Raw genomic sequence first — 20,385 nt, 5'->3', positions numbered from 1 at the left:
CATTTATTTATTTTGCTGTGTTGCAAGTAGAGCGGCGCCCACAACCCCTAGTTTTTGCGTGTACTTTGATATTATTATTTTGCATGTTTTTACCGGCGCTTTAAATGCCCTTTTCTTAACAGTTTCCTTTACCGGGTTTAAAATATAATTGCCCGCCTTGCTTAACCCGCCGGCAAGCACCACCATATCGGGGTTTATTGTATTTATAAGGCCAGCAAGCATTATTCCAAGTTTTTCGCCGTAGCTTTTCCAATAATCTATTGCAAGTTGGTCGCCAGAATTGGCGGCAAGCGTTATTATTTTAGGTGTTACACTACTAAAATCACCCTCAACAAGTTTACTTACGGTTTTATTATTATTTTTTCGCGCCAGCTCTGAAAACTCACTGCTAATGTATGGCGCCCCAAGGTATCTTTCAACACAGCCATGGTTGCCACAATTGCACAAGTGTCCACCCGGGTAGAGTGTAATGTGACCAATTTCACCGGCAGAACCGGTTGCGCCGGTAAAAAGTTTACCATCCAAAATAAAACCACCGCCAATACCTGTGCCGAGTGTAACACAGATAAGGTTGTTTACCTTACCTTTCGTTTCAAGACAGTAAGCACCGAGCGCGGCCGTGTTAGCATCGTTATCTATATAAACTGGGATATTTAGGTATTTTTTAAATTCTTTTGCCAAATGCATATTTTTCCACTTAAGGTTTGGAGAAAAGCGCACAAGCGCGTGTTTTTGATCTACATCGCCGGCAACACCAATACCCGCTGCAAGCACTTTATAACCACTCTTTATTTCGTTAAAATGAGCTATTATTTCTTTAACAACATTTTTATAATCTGACGGGTTTAAATTTGGGAATGAACTTTGGGCAACCACCAAACCCTTTTGAGTTGTGATGGCGAGTTTAACTCCTGTACCACCGAGATCTACACCTAAAAAATACTTAACCATCTTTTACTCCTTAGAAGTTTTTAATTTAAAATATTTGAAACAATCAGCAACTAAATAAAGTGAGCCCGTAACTACTATTACTTTGGAATCTTTTAAAATGCTCATTGCAGTTTTGAGTGTCGTTGCGGTAAAAATATTTTCTTTTGGCAAATGTTTTTGCCACTGCAAAGACAATTTATTTAAATCTAAACTTCTTGCGTTTTTGGCTCGCACAAGCACAACCTTATCGCAAAATACCGCCGCCTGCTTAATTATTTTATAAAAATCTTTATCAGCCATTACACCAAAAAGTAAAGCTGGCTTTGGCTTTGAGTAAGGCGTTATTTTAAGCATATCTGCAAAGCACTTCATAGCCTGCGGGTTATGCGCTCCATCAAAAATAAATGTCTTTTTATTTATTTCGCGCACATCAAAGCGGGCGGGCCATGTAACTGTTTTTGCACCAGCAAGCATAGCCGAACTCTTAACACTTAGCTCTTTTTGTGCCTCTATTGCACCCAAAGCGCAGGAACAATTTTTTGCCTGATATGTGCCAATTAGGTTAGTGACAACCTTAAATTTTCTTTCAACTCCGTTATAAAAAAACTCTGCAGACGCATTGCTGCCAAGAAAATTTTGAGTATAGTTTTTATAGCAAAAATCTTTTCCAAAAGCATAAAGTGTGGCATTGTTAGTTTTACACACAGCATATATAACTTTTAAAGCCGCCGGATTTTGCGTACCGCAAATAACAGGAACACTGTTTTTAATTATACCTGCTTTTTCATAAGCAATTTTCTTTATAGTGTTACCAAGTACTCCTTTATGTTCTAATGCAATCTCAGTAATGACACAAGCGAGCGGAGAATTTATAACATTGGTAGCATCAAAACGACCGCCAAGGCCAGTTTCAATTACAGCCACATCAACTTTATTATTTCTAAAATGCAAAAAAGCCAAAGCAGTTATAAATTCAAAAAATGTTAACTTTAAACTTTTCGCAAGGCGCAGGTTCTTGCGCGTTAGTTTTTCAAGCTCTGATGCTGTAATTGGAATGCCGTTTATATTTATTCTTTCCGATATATTAATCAAATGTGGTGATGTGTAAAGAGCTGTTTTATAACCTGAGTTTACCAATATATTCGCAATGACAGCCGCTGTTGAGCCCTTGCCGTTTGTACCTGCAATATGGAAACTTTTAAAAGTATTTTGCGGATTGTCTGCACGCTCTAAAAAGTTCTGAATTCTTTGCAGTCCAGGCTGCATTTTTGTGTACTCAGTTTTTTGCCAAGTATCAAGAATTCGCATAAATTATTTTTCAAAAAACTCTAAAATACTTACAAGTGTTGCTTTTAAATTTTTCCTTTCAGCTATTATATCAACCATTCCATGTTCCATTAAAAATTCTGAAAGTTGAAACCCATCTGGCAATTTTTGTCTGATGGTTTGCTCAATTACGCGAGGCCCTGCAAAACAAATTAGTGCTTTTGGCTCCGCAATTATTATATCGCCGAGCATTGCGAAAGATGCCGTAACACCACCTGTAGTTGGATCTGTAAGAATTGAAATATATGGAAGCTTTTTTTCGCTAAGCGTTGCCAGCGCTGCACTGGTTTTTGCCATTTGCATTAGTGAGATAATACCCTCTTGCATTCTTGCACCACCAGAAGCAGAAACTATTATAAGAGGAATTTTTTTCTTAATACAAACCTCTGCTGCCCGCGCAATTTTTTCCCCTACAACAGAGCCCATAGAACCGCCCATAAAATCAAAATTCATAACCGCAAGCACCACTTTGTGAGTGCCAATTGTGCCTTGCCCATAAACAATCGCCTCTGAGCCCTGCGCGCTTTGAGCTTTTTTAGCATAGTTTGGGAATTTTAGCGGGTCAGACGGTTTTAAATCGCTATCCAACTCTTTAAAAGATTTTTTATCACACAGCAAATCAATGCGTTCTTGCGGTGTTAGACGAAAATAGGCACCACACTTTGGACATACCTTTAAGTTTTCATCAAGTTCTTTTTGAAAAATAATCTGTTCACATTTTTTACATTTTGTCCAAAGCCCTGCTGGTATTTCTGTTTTAGTGGTTTGTGAGAATGTTCTTTTCATTTTTACCTCTGAAAGCTACTTAATGGCTTTCTTTATATTTTTTATTAAATTGCAAACACTATTAAGCCAAGTACTTTTGGGATACTTTTCTTTAATTATGTTTATTAAAGCTGATCCTACAATTACACCATCACAAAATGGAGCAAGCGCTTTTGCCGCTTTTGCGGAGCCAACCCCAAAACCTACATAACGAGCTTTATTTAAAATGGCGGCTTTTGTTTTTTTAAGATAGTCTGTAATATCAATTGAAAAGCCTTTCCTTGCTCCCGTTACCCCTGAAACAGAAACAACATAAACAAAACCAGTTGTTTTATTGGCAATTGCACTCATTCTTTTTGCTGGTGTGTTTGGGGCAACAAGCATTGACTGTGCAAGATTGTATTTTTTTAGAATTCCTTCCACGGCTTTATTTTCTTCTGGCACAATATCTGCAATTATAACTCCATCAACCCCCGCGGCAGAAATTGATGCAAAACTTTTTTTGGCCCCACCTGCTACAAAAGTATTCATGTATCCCATAAAAACTATTGGCACCTGAGTTTTAGCACGCGCTTTTTTTACAACTAAAAGTGCTTTTGCCAATGTTGCCCCATTTTTAAGCGCGTATTCTGAGGCATATTGAATTGTAGGGCCGTCGGCAACCGGGTCTGAAAATGGTATGCCAATTTCTATAATATCTGCGCCACAGTTAACTGATGCCAAAATTAACTTTTCTGTAGCATCCATATTTGGATATCCAGCTGTAAAAAAAACTATCAATGCCTTTTCTTTTGTTTGCTTTTGTTTTTCTATAAACTGTGCAAGACGGTTTTTCATTTATTTCTCCCAAGGACCGCAAGCACAGAATCAACATCTTTATCGCCACGACCTGAAAGGCAAACAACTATTATTTTATCTTTTGAAAGTTTTGGGGCAAGTTTTGGCAGATATGCAAACGCATGAGATGATTCAAGTGCTGGAATAATACCTTCATAAATTGCCAGCATTTTAAAGGCATTCAGTGCTTCAAAATCCGTTATTGGAAAGTATTGCGCTCTCCCGCTTTCCTTAAGGTAACTGTGCTCTGGACCAACCCCAGGATAATCTAATCCAGCAGAAATTGAGTGAGTACCAAGTATCTGGCCATATTTATCCTGTAAAACATATGTTTTCATTCCATGTAAATAGCCAACACTCCCTTTTGATAATGTTGCAGCCCCTGCGGCTTCTAAACCAATAAGTTTTACATTTTTATCTTTTATGAAATTATAAAATATTCCCATTGAGTTGCTTCCACCACCAACACAAGCAATCACATAATCCGGTAATTTTCCTTCAACTGCAAGAATTTGTTGTTTGGTCTCTTTTCCAATAATACTTTGGAAAGTGCGCACCATTAATGGATATGGATATGGACCCATTACTGAACCAATAACATAAAATGTGTTTGCAATATTTGTAACCCAGTCACGCATTGCCTCATTAATGGCATCTTTTAATGTTTTTGTGCCAGAAGTAACCGGAATTACCTTTGCCCCTAAAAGCTCCATTCTATAAACATTTAATGCCTGTCGCCGTATATCTTCTTCACCCATATAAACCACACACTCAAGGCCAAATATTGCAGCAGCTGTAGCCGTTGCAACACCATGCTGGCCTGCGCCGGTTTCTGCAATAACTCTTTTTTTACCTAACCTTTTTGCAAGCAAAACCTGCCCAAGTGTATTATTTATTTTATGTGAACCAGTATGGCAAAGATCTTCTCTTTTAATATATATTTTTGCACCGCCATACATTTGTGTAAGGCGCTTAGCAAAATAAAGCGGGGTTTGCCTGCCTGCATAGTTTTTAAGATACGAATTTAATTCTATTTTGAATGAACTATCTTTTAACGCGCTTTTTAGCGCACATTCTAACTCGGCAAGCGGAGCCATAAGTGTTTCAGGAACAAACTGTCCGCCAAATGAGCCAAAGTACTCTTTTTTGTTCATACAATGCCCTCTGAAAGCAGGTCTCTTTCATCTAATATACCAACCGGTTTGCCATTCTTATCTACTACAGGTATATTGTCAAATTTATGCGCTTTAAGTATTCTGGCCGCATCAACAGCAAGCATTTGTGGCGATATTGTTAATGGCTTTTTCGTCATAAACAAAGATATTTTTTTTGAAAGCAGTTGCTGGTCTTTTTGCAGGTTTCTGCGTAAATCGCCATCAGTGAAAAAACCAGCAAGCTTACCTTTTGCATCAACAATATTTGCAGCACCTACACGGGTTTTTGTCATAACAAAAAGAGCATCTTCAACTGTGCTTTGCGCTTTAACAAGTGGGTTATTTGCACCTTTATGCATTAAATCTGCAACCTTAAGAGTGAGTTTTTTGCCAATTCCGCCAAGCGGGTGAAACTTTGCCATGTTTTCAACTTTGAAGCCCTTCAACTTAGAAACACAAATGGCAATGGCATCGCCTAATGCAAGCATTGCTGTTGTAGATGATGTTGGAGCAATGTTTAAATGACAGGCCTCTTTTTTTACGCAGGAGTTTATTATAATATCGGCACTTTTCCACACCTGCGCTTTTGGCTTACCGGTCATAGCAACTATTTTTATGCCAAAACTTTTAATTATAGGTAAAACTTTTTTTATCTCATCGCTTTCCCCCGTATATGAAAGCATTAGCACCGCGTCTTGAGAGCTAAGCGTGCCTATATCGCCATGCAAACACTCAGCCGGATGTAAAAAAACCGACGGAGTGCCAAGGGAAGACATTGTTGCCACAATTTTTTTTGCAATAAGCCCAGATTTTCCAACACCCATAACAACAAGTTTTCCGGATACACCAAAAATTAAGCTAACAGCTTTTACAAACTCATTATCTATATGTTTAATTTGCTGCTTTAATGCGTCTGACTCTATTTTAATAACATTTTTCGCACTTAGAATTATTGCTTTAGTGTTCACTTTAGGCTCCTTACAGCTTTAACAAAAAGCTTCATTTTTTCAAAATCCTTTCTGCTTGGCAATCGTTCAACTCCAGACGCTACATCAACAGCAAACGGATGAACTTTTTCTATTGCTTGGGCCACATTTTCCGGCGTTAACCCGCCTGCGAGAAAAAAAGGTTTGCCAAATTCCTTCGCACCAAGTGCCAAATCCCAATTAAAGACTTCACCGGTTCCACCGGCAACACCTTCACTAAATGAATCGAAAAGAAAATAATCCGAACACTCTAAATATTTTTTTGCGTTATCAACTGTTTCTTTGGAGTTTACCCTAAAGGCTTTTATTACTTTCACACCTAATGCTTTTAGCTCTAAGCAATAATCTTGGTTTTCGGACCCGTGCAACTGTATAATTTCAAAACCAACTTTTTTTATTATTTTTTTTATATCAACCATTGGCTCATCCACAAACACTCCGACAGCAGTTGTAAATGGAGGCAAGGCATCAAATATTTTGCTTGCGTTTTGCAAAGAAACCTTGCGCGGGCTTTCCTTACAAAAATTGAGCCCAATGTAATCTGCCCCAAGCATTGAGGCAAGGCCGGCATCTTCACTATTTGTAATTCCGCATATTTTAATTTTAAGCAACTTTTTCCCCTAGAAGCTCTTTTAATTTATTACACGGGTTTTGGCTTTTAATTATAGTTTCACCTATAAGAAAAGCATTTACACCTGCAGAAATAAAACTGTTTATTTCATCAAAAGTTTTAATGCCGCTTTCTATAACAGTAATTTTGTTTTTTGGCATAACACTAAGCATTTTAAAACCTGTGTTTAAATCAACTTTAAGTGTTTCTAAACTGCGGTTATTTATGCCAATTATATTTGCACCGCATTCGCATGCAAGTTCCAATTCCGGTATTGTATGCACTTCAACAAGACACTCAAGCGAAATTTTTGAGGCAAAAGAAATTAAATTGAGAATTTCAGATTTATTTAATGCGGCAACTATTAAAAGCACTGTGTCCGCTCCGGCAAGTTTTGCCTCAACTAATTGATACTCATCTACAATAAAATCTTTTCTTAAAATTGGAACTGATGAATTTTGTTTTGCTATTTTAATATCGTCTAAACTACCTAAAAAATACTTTTCTTCTGTTAATACCGATATTGCCGCAGCACCACAGGACGAATATTCACGCGCAATTTTAGCTGGAACATAGTTTGAACACAAAATGCCGGCTAGCGGGCTTGCCTTTTTCATTTCAGCAATTATTCTAACACCCTCTTTAGAAAGTGATTTACCAAAACTGCCAAATTGCAGCTTAATTTCTTCTAATTGCGCAAAGAGTATTTTAAAAGGCACATTTTTTTTTGCCTCTATCAAAGAGCTTTTTTTGTACTTAATTACAGTTTCAAGAAAGTTCATTAGTAAGTTTCACAAGAGCTTCTAATTTTGCCTTTGCAGCGCCAGATTTTATGGCCTCAAAAGCAAGTTTTATACCATCAGAGATACTTGATAAATTTTTAGCAACATAGATACCAGCTCCTGCATTTATAACAACAGCATCAAGACAGGCATTTTTTTGGCCGTTTAAAACAGAGTTTGCAATTTTAGCGTTTACTTTTGCATCTCCGCCAACAAGCTCTTTTATTGAATGTTTTATCATACCGAAATCTTCGGGTTCTATTTCATACTTCTTTATTAATCCATCTGTAAGTTCACAAACAGAAGTTTTTGAAGTTACGGTTATTTCATCTAAACCATCTTTGCCGCATACCACAAGCGCTCTTTTTAAACCAAGATTGCGCAAAACACCAGTTATTTTTTCAAGTAAGCCCTCATTATATAAACCAACAAGCTGCGTATTTGCTATTGCTGGGTTTGTAAGCGGCCCTAACAGATTGAAAACCGTTCTTATGCCTATTTGCTTCCTTGGAGCAGCAGCGTACCTCATTGCAGGGTGAAAAGATGGCGCGAACATAAAACCAATTCCTATTTTTTCAATACATTTTTTAACTGAGTCGGCCGAAATATCTATTTTTACTCCAAGCTCCTGCAATATATCCGCACTGCCACATAAACTTGAAACAGAACGATTTCCATGTTTTGCAACCACCACTCCAGCCGCGCTTGCAGTAATTGCCGCGATTGTAGAAATATTAAAAGTATGCGCCCCGTCACCACCTGTGCCGCAAGTGTCCAACATAGTATCGTTTATATTAGGTGATATCTTTAGAGAAAACTGCCTCATTGCCTTTGAAAAACCTGTTATCTCATCAATTGTCTCTCCCTTCATACGCAAGGCAGTAATAAAGGCCGCTATCTGAGCTTCTGTAGCGTTACCTGACATTATTTGTGACATAACAGCAAATGCTTCGTCTTGTGTTAAGTTTGTAACAGCAACAATTTTTGCTAAGGCACTTTTAATCATTGAATGCCTTTTACAAAATTTTTAAGCAACTTTTTCCCTTCTTTGGTAAGAATTGATTCCGGGTGAAACTGTACCCCGTCCACCTGCATTTTTTTATGTCTTAAAGCCATTATCTCACCTTGACTAGTTTGCGCGCTAATTATAAGTTCACTGGGAAGAGATTTTTTTTCAACAATTAACGAATGGTATCTGGTTGCTTCAAATGGGTTTGGAAGGCTTTTAAAAATACCTTTAGAGTCGTGATGTATCTGAGAAGTTTTACCATGCATAAGGTTTTTTGCGCGAACAACTTTGCCGCCAAAGGCCTCACCAATACATTGATGACCTAAACAAACCCCAAGAATTGGAACCTTACCTGCAAAATATTTAATGACATCCAAAGATATACCGGCCTCAGATGGATTGCCTGGGCCCGGCGATATAAGTATTTTTGCCGGTTTTAGTTTTACAATTTCTTCAATTGAAATTTTGTCATTTCTGTAAACTAAAACTGTTTTCTCCCACGCATAAAGATACTGAACAATGTTGTATGTAAATGAATCGTAGTTATCTATTACCAAAATCATCGTATACCTTCTTCCGCTTTTTCTATTGCAACAATAAGCGCTCTGGCTTTGCGTTGTGACTCCAGGAACTCATTTTCCGGTATAGAATCTGCAACAATACCAGCTCCTGCCTGCACCATAGCAACTGAGTTTTTAACAACGACTGTACGAATTGTTATTGCCATATCCATATTACCGGAAAATGAAAAATAACCTATTGCGCCGGCATATGGCCCGCGGGCAGTCGGCTCAAGATCGTCAATAATTTGCATTGCACGCACCTTTGGCGCACCAGAAACTGTACCAGCAGGGAAACAAGCGTTAAAAAGATCAAAACTATCTAAACCCTCTTTCAACTGACCACTTACACTAGAAACTATATGCATTACATGAGAATACTTTTCTATTGTCATCAATGCGCCAACATTTACACTTGAACTCTTACATACTCTGCCAAGGTCATTTCTCCCTAAGTCAACAAGCATAATATGCTCTGCTCTCTCTTTGGGGTCACTAAGCAATTTTGCTGCAAGCATATTTTCTTCTTCCTCATTTTTACCGCGAATAGTTGTGCCCGCAATTGGACGAATTTCGCAAAGCGCGCCATCTTTTCTTACAAGTATTTCCGGCGAAGAACCAATAATTTCAAAGTCATTTAACTTTAAGTAATACATATATGGTGATGGATTAACAAGACGCAAAGCGCGATAAATATCAAACGGCTTTGCGCTTATTTGTTTTGAAAACCTTTGAGAAAGCACAACCTGAATTATATCGCCATTTTTTATATGTTCCTTCGCTTTCTTTACATTATCTTCAAACTGGGCTTTTGTAAGGTTTGATTTAACTTTACTATTTTTAACGCCTATATTTTTTTGTTCTGCTTGTGCCTTAAGCGGTAGTTTTAAAAGGGCAATAAGCTGCTCAATATCTTCAAGCGCGCTATCATAAACTTCTTTAACTTTTTTTGTAGAATCAATACTCGCGCAGGCAACAATTTTAACGCTATGGGTTAAATGGTCAAAAATAACCATCTTATCTGTTATAAGAAAAACACTATCTGGAAGGTTTAAATCATCATTTGGCTTGTTTGGCAACTCCTCTATAAAGCGCACCATATCGTAAGACGCATAACCTACCGCCCCACCCCAAAAAATAGGCAGTCCACTAATTTGCGCCGATTTGTAATTAGCCATAACTTCTTTTAACTTCTCCATCGGCCTTGTGCAAGGCACATAGTTTGGCTTACTGCCTGGTTTGTAAAGCGCAAAAGAAGCACCTTTGCTTTCAAAAATTAGTTTTGGTGAGCATGAAATAAAAGAATATCTGCCCCAACGCTCCCCACCCTCTACACTTTCTAATAAGTAGGCATACTTTTCGTTGCCGGAAAGTTTTAAAAAAGCAGAAACAGGTGTTTCAAGATCGGCAAATATTTCCGCATACACAGGAACTATATTGCTGGTTTTAGAAAGCTTTTGAAACTCAGTAAAATTTGGGAAGTATTGCTTCATTATTTTTTATATACTTTTTTTGGATCAAATATTTTTTTACCAACAGTTTTTGTTTTTCCGCCCTGTACTACTTTTGTGAAAAAACATGATCTATACCCAGTGTGGCAAGCCGCACCACCAATCTGGTCTACCTTTATTAAAATACAATCACCATCACAATCATAAAACATTTCTTTTACTTTTTGAATATTGCCCGACTCTTCGCCCTTAAGCCAATATTTCTGGCGGGAACGGCTCCAAAAGGTTGCTTTATTTGTTTTGACTGTACGCTTAATAGATTCAGCATTCATATAAGCGACCATCAAAACTTTTCCATCCTTGTAATCTTGCACAACCGTAGGTATCAGGCCATTTGCGTCAAATTTTAAATTCTTAATAAAGTTCATCTTTCCTCTTTTTTATTCTACTTTATCCTTACAACACAACCAGCGGCAGCAAGATGTTTTTTTACCTGCATAATTGAAAGTTCCCTGAAATGAAAAAGTGATGCCGCAAGCACAGCAGAAGCACCCGACTTACACGCTTTAAGAAAATGCTCACTATTTCCGGCACCACCAGAAGCAATAACCGGTATGCTAACAGCATTACTAACAGCACTAAGGAGCTTATTATCGTAACCATTTTTTGTACCGTCACGGTCCATACTTGTAAGCAATATCTCGCCAGCGCCTAACCTTTGCATCTTTTTTGCCCATTGCAAAACATCAAGCTTTGTTTTATTTCTTCCGCCGTGAGTATAAACGGTCCAGCCGCCACGAATGTTTCGTTTGGCATCTATTGCGACAACAATACACTGACTGCCAAAAGCTTTACTTGCTAAACGCACAAGCTCGGGGTTATGCACGGCAGCTGTATTTATAGAAACTTTGTCAGCACCTGCGTTAAGCAATGCGCGAATATCTTCAACTTTTCTTACGCCACCACCAACTGTTAGCGGTATAAAAACCTGCTCTGCTGTTTTTCTAACTACTTCTAGCATTATTGGTCTATTGTCTGAAGATGCTGTTATATCAAGAAAAATAAGTTCATCGGCCCCTTCCTTATTGTAACGTTTTGCAACTTCAACAGGGTCGCCGGCATCTTTTAGATTTAAAAACTTTGTACCCTTAACAACGCGCCCGGCGTTAACATCCAAACATGGAATAATTCTCAGCGAAAGCGCCATTTATTTCTCCGCAAGCAAAATAGCTTGCTTAAGATCAAACTTATTTTCATACAAGGCTTTCCCAACTATTGCACCAACTATACCAAAACCCTCAACAGCTTTAATTTTTTTAATATCTTCAATTGAGCTAACACCACCAGAGGCAATTACACGCAATCTGCTTTGCACTGCAATACTCACTGTCTGTTCAATATTTGGGCCTATAAGCATGCCGTCTTTTGATATATCCGTAAAAATAATTTCCAATATTCCAATATTTTTCAACTTCTTACCAAGCTCTATAGCGTCTGTTGTAGTAGTTTCCTTCCAACCTTTAACCGATACTTTGCCATCTTTCACATCTATGCCAATAATTATCTTCCCAAAATGTTTTGTTGCAGCATCTCGCACAAAATCAATATTCTCACAAACCGCCGTACCAATTATTGCATAATCAATCCCTGCAGAAAAAACATTTTCAAGCGTAGAATTATCTCTAATTCCACCGCCAAGTTCTATTTGCCCTTTAAACACTTTTCTTATAGAGCTTATAACAGACAAGTTTTTAGGTTCACCACTGCGGGCGCCATCAAGGTCAACAACATGCAATCTTTTTGCGCCAGCTTCTTGCCATTTAAGCGCAATTTCCGATGGGTTATTTGAATAAACACTGACTTGATTGTAATCGCCTTTTAACAGTCGTACACATTTGCCATCAAGCAAATCTATTGCTGGTATTATAAGCACTTTTTTACCTTATCAACAAAATTTGCGAGCAACTTTAAACCATTAGCGCCGCTTTTTTCAGGGTGGAATTGGCTTGCCCAGTAATTATCTTTTGCAATTGCGGAGCAAAAATCTATACCGTATGAAGTTTTTGCCGCAACCACATCGTAGGCTTTAGGAGCGCAATAGTATGAATGCACAAAATAAAAATATGAGTTATTTTTTATACCCTTAAACATCTCTTTGCTAAATTTATTTTCTTTATTTATGCTGACGGTGTTCCAGCCCATATGCGGCATTTTTAATTTACTATTTTTAAAATTAAAAGCTTTTACATTGCCATGAATTATTGAAAGGCCTTTCCCGCTTCCTTCTTGGCTGTGGTCAAATAATAACTGAAATCCAAGACAAAGCCCTAAAAATGGTTTTGAAGAACTTATACAATCATGAAGGCAAGACAGTAGCCCAGTTTTTTTTAAATTCACTAATGCAGCGTTAAAAGCTCCGACTCCAGGAAAAACAACGCCATTAGAAGCAAGCAACACCTTAGGATTGGAAGAAACCACTACTTTGGCACCAACCAACTCAATGGCTTTTGCCACACTTCTTAGGTTTCCCATACCGTAATCAACTACGGCAATGACTGGTTTTACATTTTTCACAATTTACCTTTTGTAGAAGGCACTTTACCATTTTTGTTTCGAGCGCAGGCAATGCTTAAAGCTTTTGCAAAACCTTTGAAAATAGCTTCAGCTATATGGTGATTGTTACCACCCTTTTTAAGTTCAATATGCAAAGTGATTTTCGCATTTACCACAAAAGCATAGAAGAACTCTTTTATTAAAGAATAGTCAAACTCGCTTTTAAAATCTTTTTTAAATTTCACATCGTACTGTAAATATGCCCTACCTGATATATCAAGCGCAACATACGATAACGCCTCATCCATAGGCAAAAGGAAGTTGCCATAACGGTTAATGCCTTTTTTGTCTTGTATCGCTTTTGCAAATGCCAAGCCCATTGTAATTCCCAGATCCTCGCATAAGTGATGAGCATCTATGTGGGTATCACCTTTTGCGCGCACATTTAAACCAAAACCACTGTGGTGCGCAAAAAGTGTGAGCATATGATCTAAGAAAGGAATTGTAGTTTCAATTTTTGAAACTTTTGCTTTATCTAAGTTTAGCTCAATAAAAACATCTGTTTCTTTTGTTTTGCGATCAATTTTTGATTTTCTTTCCATTCTTAATACTCCTGGCATAATATTCTTTATGCCTGATTACACAGATTAATTCTTTAGTCTTTTTATCTGACAGCTTTTGTTTCTAAATCCGAAATCTTATAGGATGTCTTTTAATTTAATGGCAAATATCGCCAGTTTCAAAACCACACTGTGCATCTCCATTTTCGTAGAACTTAAGGTTTCTTTCAAGTTTATCTATAATTGCAATCTCTTCTAATGAAAAAGCATGGTTAGACCTGCCTTTAGTATCAAAAGAAAGTGATTCATAAATTAACATTAACATTATTTCTATTTCTTTTCTTGATAGCTCTATTTTCATTATTTCCCTCTTAAAAGCGCGGAATTCGCATGTTCTACAAGCCCTTCTGCCTTAGCAATTTCAGCAACTAACGGCGCACTTTTTTTCGCAGATTTTATTGAATAATTAGAAAAACTGCTTCTCTTTAAAAATGTTAACACACTAAGACCGCTTGAAAATTTTGCGCAAGCGCCTGTTGGCAATACATGAGACGGCCCCGCAAAATAATCTCCAAAAACAGTTGGGGTGGAAGAACCAACAAAAACAGCACCGGCATTTTTAACCTGAGCAAAAATTTTGTTTGGTTTTTTAGTCATTATTTCAAGGTGTTCTGGGGCAATGTTGTTTATTAACTTGGCAAAATCGCAATCTTTTGCGTAAATAAACTCTGTTTGCCTGGAAATATTACTTGTCAGCTGTTTTTTAACTAAAGAAATAATGTTTTTTGAATCTGAAATTAAGTATGCCTTTGCCTGTGGGTCATGCTCGGCCTGAGCACAAATATCCGCAACTATAAAATCTACATTTGATTTTTCATCTGCAACAATCACAACTTCGCTTGGTCCTGCAAGAGAATCAATACCGACTTTACCAAATAACTGCCTTTTTGCTTCGTTGACAAACATATTACCAGGGCCTGCTATGAAATCTACCTTTGCAATAGTTTTTGTTCCAATAGCCAAAGCTGCAATAGCCGCAGGGCCACCAACTTTATAAATAGTATTTATTTTGCAAAGCTTTGCCGCATAAAGTAACGCAGGGGTTATACTTTTTGCAGGAGTGGCAATTACAATGTTACTAACACCCGCAATACGCGCGGGAACCGCAGACATAATAACTGTTGATGGGTAAGAAAACCTTCCACCAGGTACATAAAGCCCCACACTCTCTATTGGTGTAAAGAATTGCCCGCAAAGCACACCATCAGAATGCATTGACCAACGCCTTTTAATAAATGAATTTTCGGCTTTGTGAAAGTTATAAACATTTTTATACGCACTGTCCAAAGCTTTTTTTAACCCTGCGTCAATGCCCTTATCAGATGACAATATTACCTTTTGGTCAACCAATATAGTGTTTTGAGTAAGTTTTATGCCATCGTACTTAAGAGTCATTGACATAAGAGCTCTGTCACCATATTTGGCAACATAATTAATAATTTCTGCCACATAAGCTGATATATTTTTATTTTTCATAGTTGTTAGATTATACTATAAATGTTATTAACGGCTCAAACGGAAACACGCTTAATGTTTGCCCCGAGTTTCCTTAACTTTACTTCTAATTTTTCATAACCACGGTCTAAATGATAAATTCTATTGACTTCTGTTTTGCCCTGTGCCACTAAACCGGCAAGCACAAGTGCCGCCCCTGCGCGCAAATCTGACACCATAACAGGCGCGCCAGAAAGCTTTTTTACACCGCTAACTAAAACCTTATTACCTTCTATTTTAATGTTTGCTCCAAGGCGCTGAAGCTCAACAGCATGCAAAAACCTGTTCTCAAAAACCATCTCCGTAATATCTGCCTTGCCATTGGCAACACTAAGTAAAGCCATCCATTGTGCCTGTACATCGGTGGGAAATGCCGGATATACCCCTGTTTTTATCGATACAGCTTTTAGTAAATTTGTCGCCTTTACACGCAGACCATCTTTCACATTTTCAAACTTAACCCCAACTTTTTTAAGCTTTTCTATAATTGAGCGCATATGCCCTATATGAGCTTCTTTTAATATAACATCACCACCCGTAATTGCAGAGGCAATCATATAAGTGGCACATTCAATTCTATCTGCTATCACACGATGTTTAAGGCATGAAAGTTTTTTGACACCCTGTATTTTTATAATGCTGCTGCCAGCTCCGGTTATTTTTGCTCCCATTTTATTGAGTGCATTTGCCAAATCAACAATTTCCGGCTCGCGGGCTGGATTTTTTATAACAGTATGCCCTTTAGCTAAAACGCTTGCAAGCAAAATATTTTCTGTTGCCCCAACACTTGGAAAACGAAAATTTATAACAGAACCTACAAGTTTTGAGCAATTCATTAAAACATAACCGCCGCTCAATTTTATTTTTGCCCCAAGGGATTTAAAAGCAGACAAATGAATATCTATAGGCCTTGCCCCTATGGCACACCCGCCGGGTAGTGAAACATTTACTTTGCCAAGCCTGGCAAGCAATGGCCCCATAACCAAAATGCTTGCACGCATTTTACGCACAAGGTCATAAGGAGCATCATGTTTTAGTTTTGATGAGTTTTCTACATAAACTATGCTGCCGCGTTTTTCCACTTTCTTCCCCAAATACTCCAATAGAAATAATGTGGTTCTAATATCGGCAAGGTTGGGAACATTTTCAATTACACAAGCTTCATCGGTTAGCAATGTTGCAATTAAAATTGGCAATGCTGAGTTCTTTGAGCCGGATATAGTTATACTGCCTGTTAACCTTTTGCCTCCAAAGATAATAATTTTATCCATTTAGTCTCCCGATGAATACGCGTTTGAGTCCAGCGTAATCATTTATTACTTTTATTTTTTTATAACCATAATCATCTGCAAGAGCCACTATTTCTTTACTTTTTGTGGCGCTTAACTCAAATATAATAAGTCCATTTGTGCACAGGTACTCTCTTGCATCAGAAAATATTCTTCTGTAATAGATTGTAGCATCTTCACCTGCTAAAAGGGCATTTTTAGGTTCATATAAGAGTTCCGGAGCAAGCGCTGAAAACTCTTCTTGGCTTATGTATGGCGGGTTTGATATTACAACATCCACTTTCTTTTTTATTTGTTCAAACTCTAAAGCATTAAAAAGGTTCCCAGAGCGTGTTACGACCTTCCCAAGAACCCCATGATTTGCGGCATTTTTATTTGCAACTAAAAGTGCCTCTTTGCTTATATCGCAGGCATAAATAGTTTTTAAATTTGTTAGTTTTGCAAGTGAAATTGCAATGTTACCAGAACCTGTGCACATATCTATAGCGATTTGTAAATTATTGTTTTTTATCTCTTCTGAGGCCGCCTCTACAACAATTTCAGTTTCGCTGCGGGGTATTAAAGTTTCTTTAGTTACAAAAAGATTTAAACCCATAAACTCACTATTGCCTAAAATGTATGCAATAGGTTCTTTATTCTTCCTTCTTTCTATTATAATCTTAAAATGTTCAAGATCTGAGCGTGAAACAATTTCAAAGGCATTTAATGAAAGCTCCATTCTCTTGCATTTTACAACACTGCTAAGCAATAGTTCTGCATCTATGCGAGCACTCTCTATACCATTTTTTAAAAAATAACCTTGTGTCCAATCAAGCAGGCGCGCAATTGTCCAACTATCTAAAACTGTTTTATTATTTGTTGTCATTTAGTTGAGCTTCTTGGTCGGCTTTTATTAATTTTTCAATAATATCATCAAGCTCACCTTCAAGAACTTCTTTTAAATTATACAGGCTTAAATTAATTCTATGGTCTGTAATTCTATTTTGTGGGTAATTATAAGTACGAATTTTTTCAGACCTGTCTCCGCTGCCTACCTGCTGGCGACGATCTTTCATTACTGCTTGTTCTTGCGCAAGCATTTTTGCTTCAAGTAATTTAGAACGCAAAACCTTCATTGCTTTAGCTCGGTTTTTTATTTGGCTGCGTTCATCTTGGCAAGAAACAACAATATTGGTTGGAATATGTGTTATTCTTATTGCAGAATCGGTTTTATTTATATGCTGGCCGCCGGCGCCTGAAGCACGGTAAGTATCAATGCGTAAATCTTCAGTTTTTATTTCTATATCAACCTCATCTGCTTCTGGTAAAACTGCAACTGTAATTGCTGATGTATGAACCCTGCCAGAGGATTCTGTTTCCGGAACTCGTTGAACCCTATGTGTGCCGCGTTCAAATTTTAAATAACTCCAAACTTTAGCACCCGATATTCCAAATACAACTTCTTTAAAACCACCAAGCCCCGTTGGGTTGCTATCCATTATTTCAATTTTCCATTTTTTCATTTCCGCATAGCGGCAGTACATTCTAAAAAGCTCTCCTACGAAAAGTGCTGACTCTTCCCCGCCGGTTCCAGCCCTAATTTCAACAATCACATTTTTGTCGGCATTCGGATCTATTGGCAACAAAGCAATTTTAAGCTCAGATTCAATATTTTTAAGTTTATCTATAAGAGCGGGATGCTCCGCATCTGCCAATGCCTTCATTTCATCATCTGATGAATTTTTTAGCTCGTTAAGACCAGCTATTTCTTTTTTAACTTCAGCATAAGCATTTGAAAGTTCAATTATTGATACTAACCTTGAATGCTCCATGGAGTACTGCCTTAAAAGTTCTGGTTTATTGGCAACTTCAACGGAACTTAGCAGACTGCCAAGTTCATCATAACGTTTTTTTAATGCATCAAGTTTTTTTTCTAACATAACTAATTACCTCTAAAACCCATTGTAAAATTTGGGTCAAATACAATAAAAAAGGCAGAGTTGTTTTAATAACTCTGCCTTGAATTTCTAAATGTGCCTAACTACTTCGCTTTTGCGGCTGGGGCTGCTTCTTTTTTTACCACAACTTTCTTCTTTCTTGAACCTAGCGTAAAAACTTTACCCTTAGGAACTTTTTGCACTCTTTTCTTTGTTTCATCTACTTTTTTCACAACTGTTTTCCCATCTGTTTTCGCAAAACGCTTTTGGAAGCGCTCAACACGGCCGGCACTGTCAAGAAGTTTTTGCTTACCAGTGAAAAATGGATGGCAATTAGAGCAAATTTCAAGGCGAATGACTGGCTTTGTGGAACGGGTTTTAAAAGTGTAACCACAAGCACAGGTTACGATTGAATCAACATATTCTGGGTGTATTCCTTCGCGCATTACAAGCTCCTATATCGCGTCTCACCTGTCGGTGGACTTAGTATTCACTTCGTTCATACTTGGTTTGGCTAATATGATTTCGCCAAACCACTCTACAAGGGAAAACCCATGGTTTTCCCATTACATCGTCGCTTGTCCCGCCAACAGCGGGACTACGCTAAACCCTTTCCTAAGTTGTAAGAAAACATTTATGTCACACCCCGCCTTTGCGGCGTGGCTTTTTACTGGCAAATTATTGCAAAAAACGACTAGATTGTCAATAAAAACTAACCATGCTTAACTGCGGCAAAACTTGACTCTTCCATAGTTTTAATGAAATCTTTATTTGATTTTGTGGCCATCATTCTTTCTAAAACAAAATTCATGGCATCTACTGCGCTGTTTGGAAGTATTTTACGCAGAACCCATATTTTATTTAACTCATTTTCAGAAAGTAACAATTCCTCTTTTCTGGTTCCTGAGCGGGTAATATCCATTGCAGGGAAAGTACGCCTTTCCGCAAGTTTTCTATCAAGGTAAACTTCGCTATTGCCTGTGCCTTTGAACTCTTCAAAAATAACATCATCCATTCTACTGCCAGTTTCAATTAATGAAGTTGCGATAATTGTTAAACTACCGCCCTCTTCAATGTTTCTTGCCGCGCCAAAAAACCGTTTTGGCCTCTGCAGGGCATTTGAATCTAAACCACCAGAAAGCACCCTGCCGCTTGAAGGCATTGTGGTATTGTATGCTCTTGCAAGGCGTGTTACCGAGTCAAGAAGAATAACAACATCTCTCGCATGCTCAACTAATCTTTTTGCCTTTTCAATAACCATTTCAGCTACCTGGATATGCCTTTCAGCCGGTTCGTCAAAAGTTGAAGATATAACCTCTCCTTTAACAGAGCGCTGCATATCGGTAACCTCTTCAGGCCTTTCATCTATGAGTAAAACCATAAGCACAATTTCAGGATGGTTTTGTGTTATTGCGTTTGCAATTTTTTGAATAAGAACGGTTTTGCCGGTCTTTGGAGCAGCATTAATGAGCATTCTTTGCCCCATACCAATTGGCGCAATAAGGTCTAAAATCCTTGTTGACATTTCATCTTTTGTGGTTTCAAGAATAATTCTTCTGTTTGGATAAAGCGGGGTAAGGTTATCAAAGAGTGAGCGCTCACGAATATTTTCTAAGTCCTGACCGTTTACAGATTTTACTTGCAAAAGAGCAAAAAACCTCTCCTGCTCTTTTGGAGGGCGCACATAACCGGCAACTGTGTCACCTTTGCGCAAAGCAAACTTTTTTATTTGTGAAGGAGAAACATATATATCATCTGGACCTGGAAGATAATTGTAATTTGGTGAGCGCAAAAAACCAAACCCATCTGGAAGAATTTCAAGAACTCCCTCATCGTAAACCAAATTATTTTCTTTTGTTTGGGCTTCAAGAATTTTTGCGATTAGCTCTTGTTTTCTAAGCCCTGTAACAGTTTCAATTTTAAGATCTTTCGCGATTGTTGCAAGTTCGCTCATCGTGCGTTTAGACAAAACGCTAACATCCAAGGATTTCTCCATTAAAGCCTCCAGCTTTTTTTTGAGTTTTTAAGGTTTAGGTTCACAGGTAGATTTTGTTTTGCGGTTTTAACCCGGATTTCGCAGTTTTATACATTAAATATTTTTTT

22 protein-coding genes and 1 pseudogene are annotated in these 20,385 nt (G+C 37.8%); all 23 read right to left on the bottom strand.

The genetic code is table 11. The annotated features are described in order from the left end of the window. Positions 1 to 3 precede the first annotated feature (3 nt). A complete protein-coding gene (locus M0Q46_03505; GenBank protein ID MCK9582675.1) occupies positions 4 to 951 on the bottom strand; it encodes an ROK family protein in 948 nt (315 codons plus the stop codon). 3 nt (positions 952 to 954) lie between these two features. Beyond that, a complete protein-coding gene (locus tag M0Q46_03500) occupies positions 955 to 2,238 on the bottom strand; it encodes a bifunctional folylpolyglutamate synthase/dihydrofolate synthase (protein ID MCK9582674.1) in 1,284 nt (427 codons plus the stop codon). Between the two features lie 3 nt (positions 2,239 to 2,241). Further along, positions 2,242 to 3,042, bottom strand: coding sequence for an acetyl-CoA carboxylase, carboxyltransferase subunit beta (gene accD / locus M0Q46_03495; protein MCK9582673.1), 801 nt, complete (start codon positions 3,040 to 3,042; stop codon positions 2,242 to 2,244). A 15-nt stretch (positions 3,043 to 3,057) separates the two neighbouring features. Beyond that, positions 3,058 to 3,858 (bottom strand): tryptophan synthase subunit alpha, encoded by an 801-nt coding sequence (trpA, locus tag M0Q46_03490; protein MCK9582672.1) that lies wholly within the window; start codon positions 3,856 to 3,858, stop codon positions 3,058 to 3,060. Continuing rightward, positions 3,855 to 5,012: a tryptophan synthase subunit beta gene (trpB, locus tag M0Q46_03485; GenBank protein ID MCK9582671.1), complete on the bottom strand. Its 1,158-nt coding sequence runs from the start codon at positions 5,010 to 5,012 to the stop codon at positions 3,855 to 3,857. Before trpB ends, trpA begins: the two co-directional genes overlap by 4 nt. Then, a complete protein-coding gene (locus M0Q46_03480; GenBank protein MCK9582670.1) occupies positions 5,009 to 5,980 on the bottom strand; it encodes a KpsF/GutQ family sugar-phosphate isomerase in 972 nt (323 codons plus the stop codon). Before M0Q46_03480 ends, trpB begins: the two co-directional genes overlap by 4 nt. Then, positions 5,977 to 6,609, bottom strand: a complete 633-nt coding sequence (locus M0Q46_03475; GenBank protein ID MCK9582669.1) for a phosphoribosylanthranilate isomerase — start codon at positions 6,607 to 6,609, stop codon at positions 5,977 to 5,979. The genes M0Q46_03480 and M0Q46_03475 overlap by 4 nt, the downstream gene beginning before the upstream one ends. Next, positions 6,602 to 7,390, bottom strand: a complete 789-nt coding sequence (gene trpC, locus M0Q46_03470; GenBank protein MCK9582668.1) for an indole-3-glycerol phosphate synthase TrpC — start codon at positions 7,388 to 7,390, stop codon at positions 6,602 to 6,604. Before trpC ends, M0Q46_03475 begins: the two co-directional genes overlap by 8 nt. Beyond that, positions 7,377 to 8,396, bottom strand: coding sequence for an anthranilate phosphoribosyltransferase (trpD, locus tag M0Q46_03465; protein ID MCK9582667.1), 1,020 nt, complete (start codon positions 8,394 to 8,396; stop codon positions 7,377 to 7,379). Before trpD ends, trpC begins: the two co-directional genes overlap by 14 nt. Then, positions 8,393 to 8,962 carry an aminodeoxychorismate/anthranilate synthase component II gene (locus tag M0Q46_03460; GenBank protein ID MCK9582666.1) on the bottom strand — a complete coding sequence of 190 codons (570 nt, stop codon included), beginning with the start codon at positions 8,960 to 8,962 and terminating at the stop codon, positions 8,393 to 8,395. Before M0Q46_03460 ends, trpD begins: the two co-directional genes overlap by 4 nt. After that, positions 8,959 to 10,452 (bottom strand): anthranilate synthase component I, encoded by a 1,494-nt coding sequence (trpE, locus tag M0Q46_03455; GenBank protein MCK9582665.1) that lies wholly within the window; start codon positions 10,450 to 10,452, stop codon positions 8,959 to 8,961. The genes M0Q46_03460 and trpE overlap by 4 nt, the downstream gene beginning before the upstream one ends. After that, complete coding sequence (gene hisI / locus M0Q46_03450; protein ID MCK9582664.1) at positions 10,452 to 10,838, bottom strand: phosphoribosyl-AMP cyclohydrolase; 387 nt, start codon at positions 10,836 to 10,838, stop codon at positions 10,452 to 10,454. The genes trpE and hisI overlap by 1 nt, the downstream gene beginning before the upstream one ends. A gap of 17 nt (positions 10,839 to 10,855) precedes the next feature. Next, the gene (gene hisF, locus M0Q46_03445; protein ID MCK9582663.1) at positions 10,856 to 11,617 is read right to left on the bottom strand and encodes an imidazole glycerol phosphate synthase subunit HisF; all 762 of its coding nucleotides are present in this window, start codon (positions 11,615 to 11,617) and stop codon (positions 10,856 to 10,858) included. Then, positions 11,618 to 12,343, bottom strand: coding sequence for a 1-(5-phosphoribosyl)-5-[(5-phosphoribosylamino)methylideneamino]imidazole-4-carboxamide isomerase (hisA, locus tag M0Q46_03440; protein MCK9582662.1), 726 nt, complete (start codon positions 12,341 to 12,343; stop codon positions 11,618 to 11,620). It lies immediately after the preceding gene. Further along, positions 12,334 to 12,984 carry an imidazole glycerol phosphate synthase subunit HisH gene (gene hisH, locus M0Q46_03435; protein ID MCK9582661.1) on the bottom strand — a complete coding sequence of 217 codons (651 nt, stop codon included), beginning with the start codon at positions 12,982 to 12,984 and terminating at the stop codon, positions 12,334 to 12,336. The genes hisA and hisH overlap by 10 nt, the downstream gene beginning before the upstream one ends. After that, positions 12,981 to 13,565 (bottom strand): imidazoleglycerol-phosphate dehydratase HisB, encoded by a 585-nt coding sequence (gene hisB, locus M0Q46_03430; GenBank protein MCK9582660.1) that lies wholly within the window; start codon positions 13,563 to 13,565, stop codon positions 12,981 to 12,983. Before hisB ends, hisH begins: the two co-directional genes overlap by 4 nt. A gap of 115 nt (positions 13,566 to 13,680) precedes the next feature. Next, positions 13,681 to 13,884 carry a hypothetical protein gene (locus M0Q46_03425; GenBank protein MCK9582659.1) on the bottom strand — a complete coding sequence of 68 codons (204 nt, stop codon included), beginning with the start codon at positions 13,882 to 13,884 and terminating at the stop codon, positions 13,681 to 13,683. After that, positions 13,884 to 15,059, bottom strand: a complete 1,176-nt coding sequence (gene hisD, locus M0Q46_03420) for a histidinol dehydrogenase (protein MCK9582658.1) — start codon at positions 15,057 to 15,059, stop codon at positions 13,884 to 13,886. Before hisD ends, M0Q46_03425 begins: the two co-directional genes overlap by 1 nt. Before the next feature lie 35 nt (positions 15,060 to 15,094). After that, positions 15,095 to 16,348: a UDP-N-acetylglucosamine 1-carboxyvinyltransferase gene (murA, locus tag M0Q46_03415; GenBank protein ID MCK9582657.1), complete on the bottom strand. Its 1,254-nt coding sequence runs from the start codon at positions 16,346 to 16,348 to the stop codon at positions 15,095 to 15,097. Then, positions 16,341 to 17,231 carry a peptide chain release factor N(5)-glutamine methyltransferase gene (gene prmC, locus M0Q46_03410; protein ID MCK9582656.1) on the bottom strand — a complete coding sequence of 297 codons (891 nt, stop codon included), beginning with the start codon at positions 17,229 to 17,231 and terminating at the stop codon, positions 16,341 to 16,343. The genes murA and prmC overlap by 8 nt, the downstream gene beginning before the upstream one ends. Further along, a complete protein-coding gene (gene prfA / locus M0Q46_03405) occupies positions 17,218 to 18,285 on the bottom strand; it encodes a peptide chain release factor 1 (protein MCK9582655.1) in 1,068 nt (355 codons plus the stop codon). The genes prmC and prfA overlap by 14 nt, the downstream gene beginning before the upstream one ends. Positions 18,286 to 18,539: 254 nt before the next feature. Next, positions 18,540 to 18,728 (bottom strand): annotated as a pseudogene (rpmE, locus tag M0Q46_03400) (50S ribosomal protein L31). Between the two features lie 266 nt (positions 18,729 to 18,994). Further along, on the bottom strand, positions 18,995 to 20,266 hold the full coding sequence (gene rho, locus M0Q46_03395; protein ID MCK9582654.1) for a transcription termination factor Rho: 1,272 nt from the start codon (positions 20,264 to 20,266) through the stop codon (positions 18,995 to 18,997). Between the last annotated feature and the right edge of the window lie 119 nt (positions 20,267 to 20,385).

It is taken from the genome of Endomicrobiales bacterium, assembly GCA_023228045.1.
In the GTDB taxonomy this organism is placed as follows: Bacteria; Elusimicrobiota; Endomicrobiia; order Endomicrobiales; family JALOBY01; genus JALOBY01.
Note: the sequence above shows the minus strand (reverse complement) of the source record. Positions and strands in the feature narration are given on the sequence as shown.

Excerpts from the sequence above, each read along its gene's own strand:
- trpA (MCK9582672.1), bottom strand. The coding sequence starts at position 3,858 with ATGAAAAACCGTCTTGCACAGTTTATAGAAAAACAAAAGCAAACAAAA.
- trpD (MCK9582667.1), bottom strand. The coding sequence starts at position 8,396 with ATGATTAAAAGTGCCTTAGCAAAAATTGTTGCTGTTACAAACTTAACA.
- prmC (MCK9582656.1), bottom strand. The coding sequence starts at position 17,231 with ATGACAACAAATAATAAAACAGTTTTAGATAGTTGGACAATTGCGCGC.
- hisF (MCK9582663.1), bottom strand. The coding sequence starts at position 11,617 with ATGGCGCTTTCGCTGAGAATTATTCCATGTTTGGATGTTAACGCCGGG.
- trpE (MCK9582665.1), bottom strand. The coding sequence starts at position 10,452 with ATGAAGCAATACTTCCCAAATTTTACTGAGTTTCAAAAGCTTTCTAAA.
- M0Q46_03425 (MCK9582659.1), bottom strand. The coding sequence starts at position 13,884 with ATGAAAATAGAGCTATCAAGAAAAGAAATAGAAATAATGTTAATGTTA.
- prfA (MCK9582655.1), bottom strand. The coding sequence starts at position 18,285 with ATGTTAGAAAAAAAACTTGATGCATTAAAAAAACGTTATGATGAACTT.
- M0Q46_03460 (MCK9582666.1), bottom strand. The coding sequence starts at position 8,962 with ATGATTTTGGTAATAGATAACTACGATTCATTTACATACAACATTGTT.
- hisB (MCK9582660.1), bottom strand. The coding sequence starts at position 13,565 with ATGGAAAGAAAATCAAAAATTGATCGCAAAACAAAAGAAACAGATGTT.
- accD (MCK9582673.1), bottom strand. The coding sequence starts at position 3,042 with ATGAAAAGAACATTCTCACAAACCACTAAAACAGAAATACCAGCAGGG.
- M0Q46_03505 (MCK9582675.1), bottom strand. The coding sequence starts at position 951 with ATGGTTAAGTATTTTTTAGGTGTAGATCTCGGTGGTACAGGAGTTAAA.
- M0Q46_03500 (MCK9582674.1), bottom strand. The coding sequence starts at position 2,238 with ATGCGAATTCTTGATACTTGGCAAAAAACTGAGTACACAAAAATGCAG.
- trpB (MCK9582671.1), bottom strand. The coding sequence starts at position 5,012 with ATGAACAAAAAAGAGTACTTTGGCTCATTTGGCGGACAGTTTGTTCCT.
- hisI (MCK9582664.1), bottom strand. The coding sequence starts at position 10,838 with ATGAACTTTATTAAGAATTTAAAATTTGACGCAAATGGCCTGATACCT.
- trpC (MCK9582668.1), bottom strand. The coding sequence starts at position 7,390 with ATGAACTTTCTTGAAACTGTAATTAAGTACAAAAAAAGCTCTTTGATA.
- hisD (MCK9582658.1), bottom strand. The coding sequence starts at position 15,059 with ATGAAAAATAAAAATATATCAGCTTATGTGGCAGAAATTATTAATTAT.
- murA (MCK9582657.1), bottom strand. The coding sequence starts at position 16,348 with ATGGATAAAATTATTATCTTTGGAGGCAAAAGGTTAACAGGCAGTATA.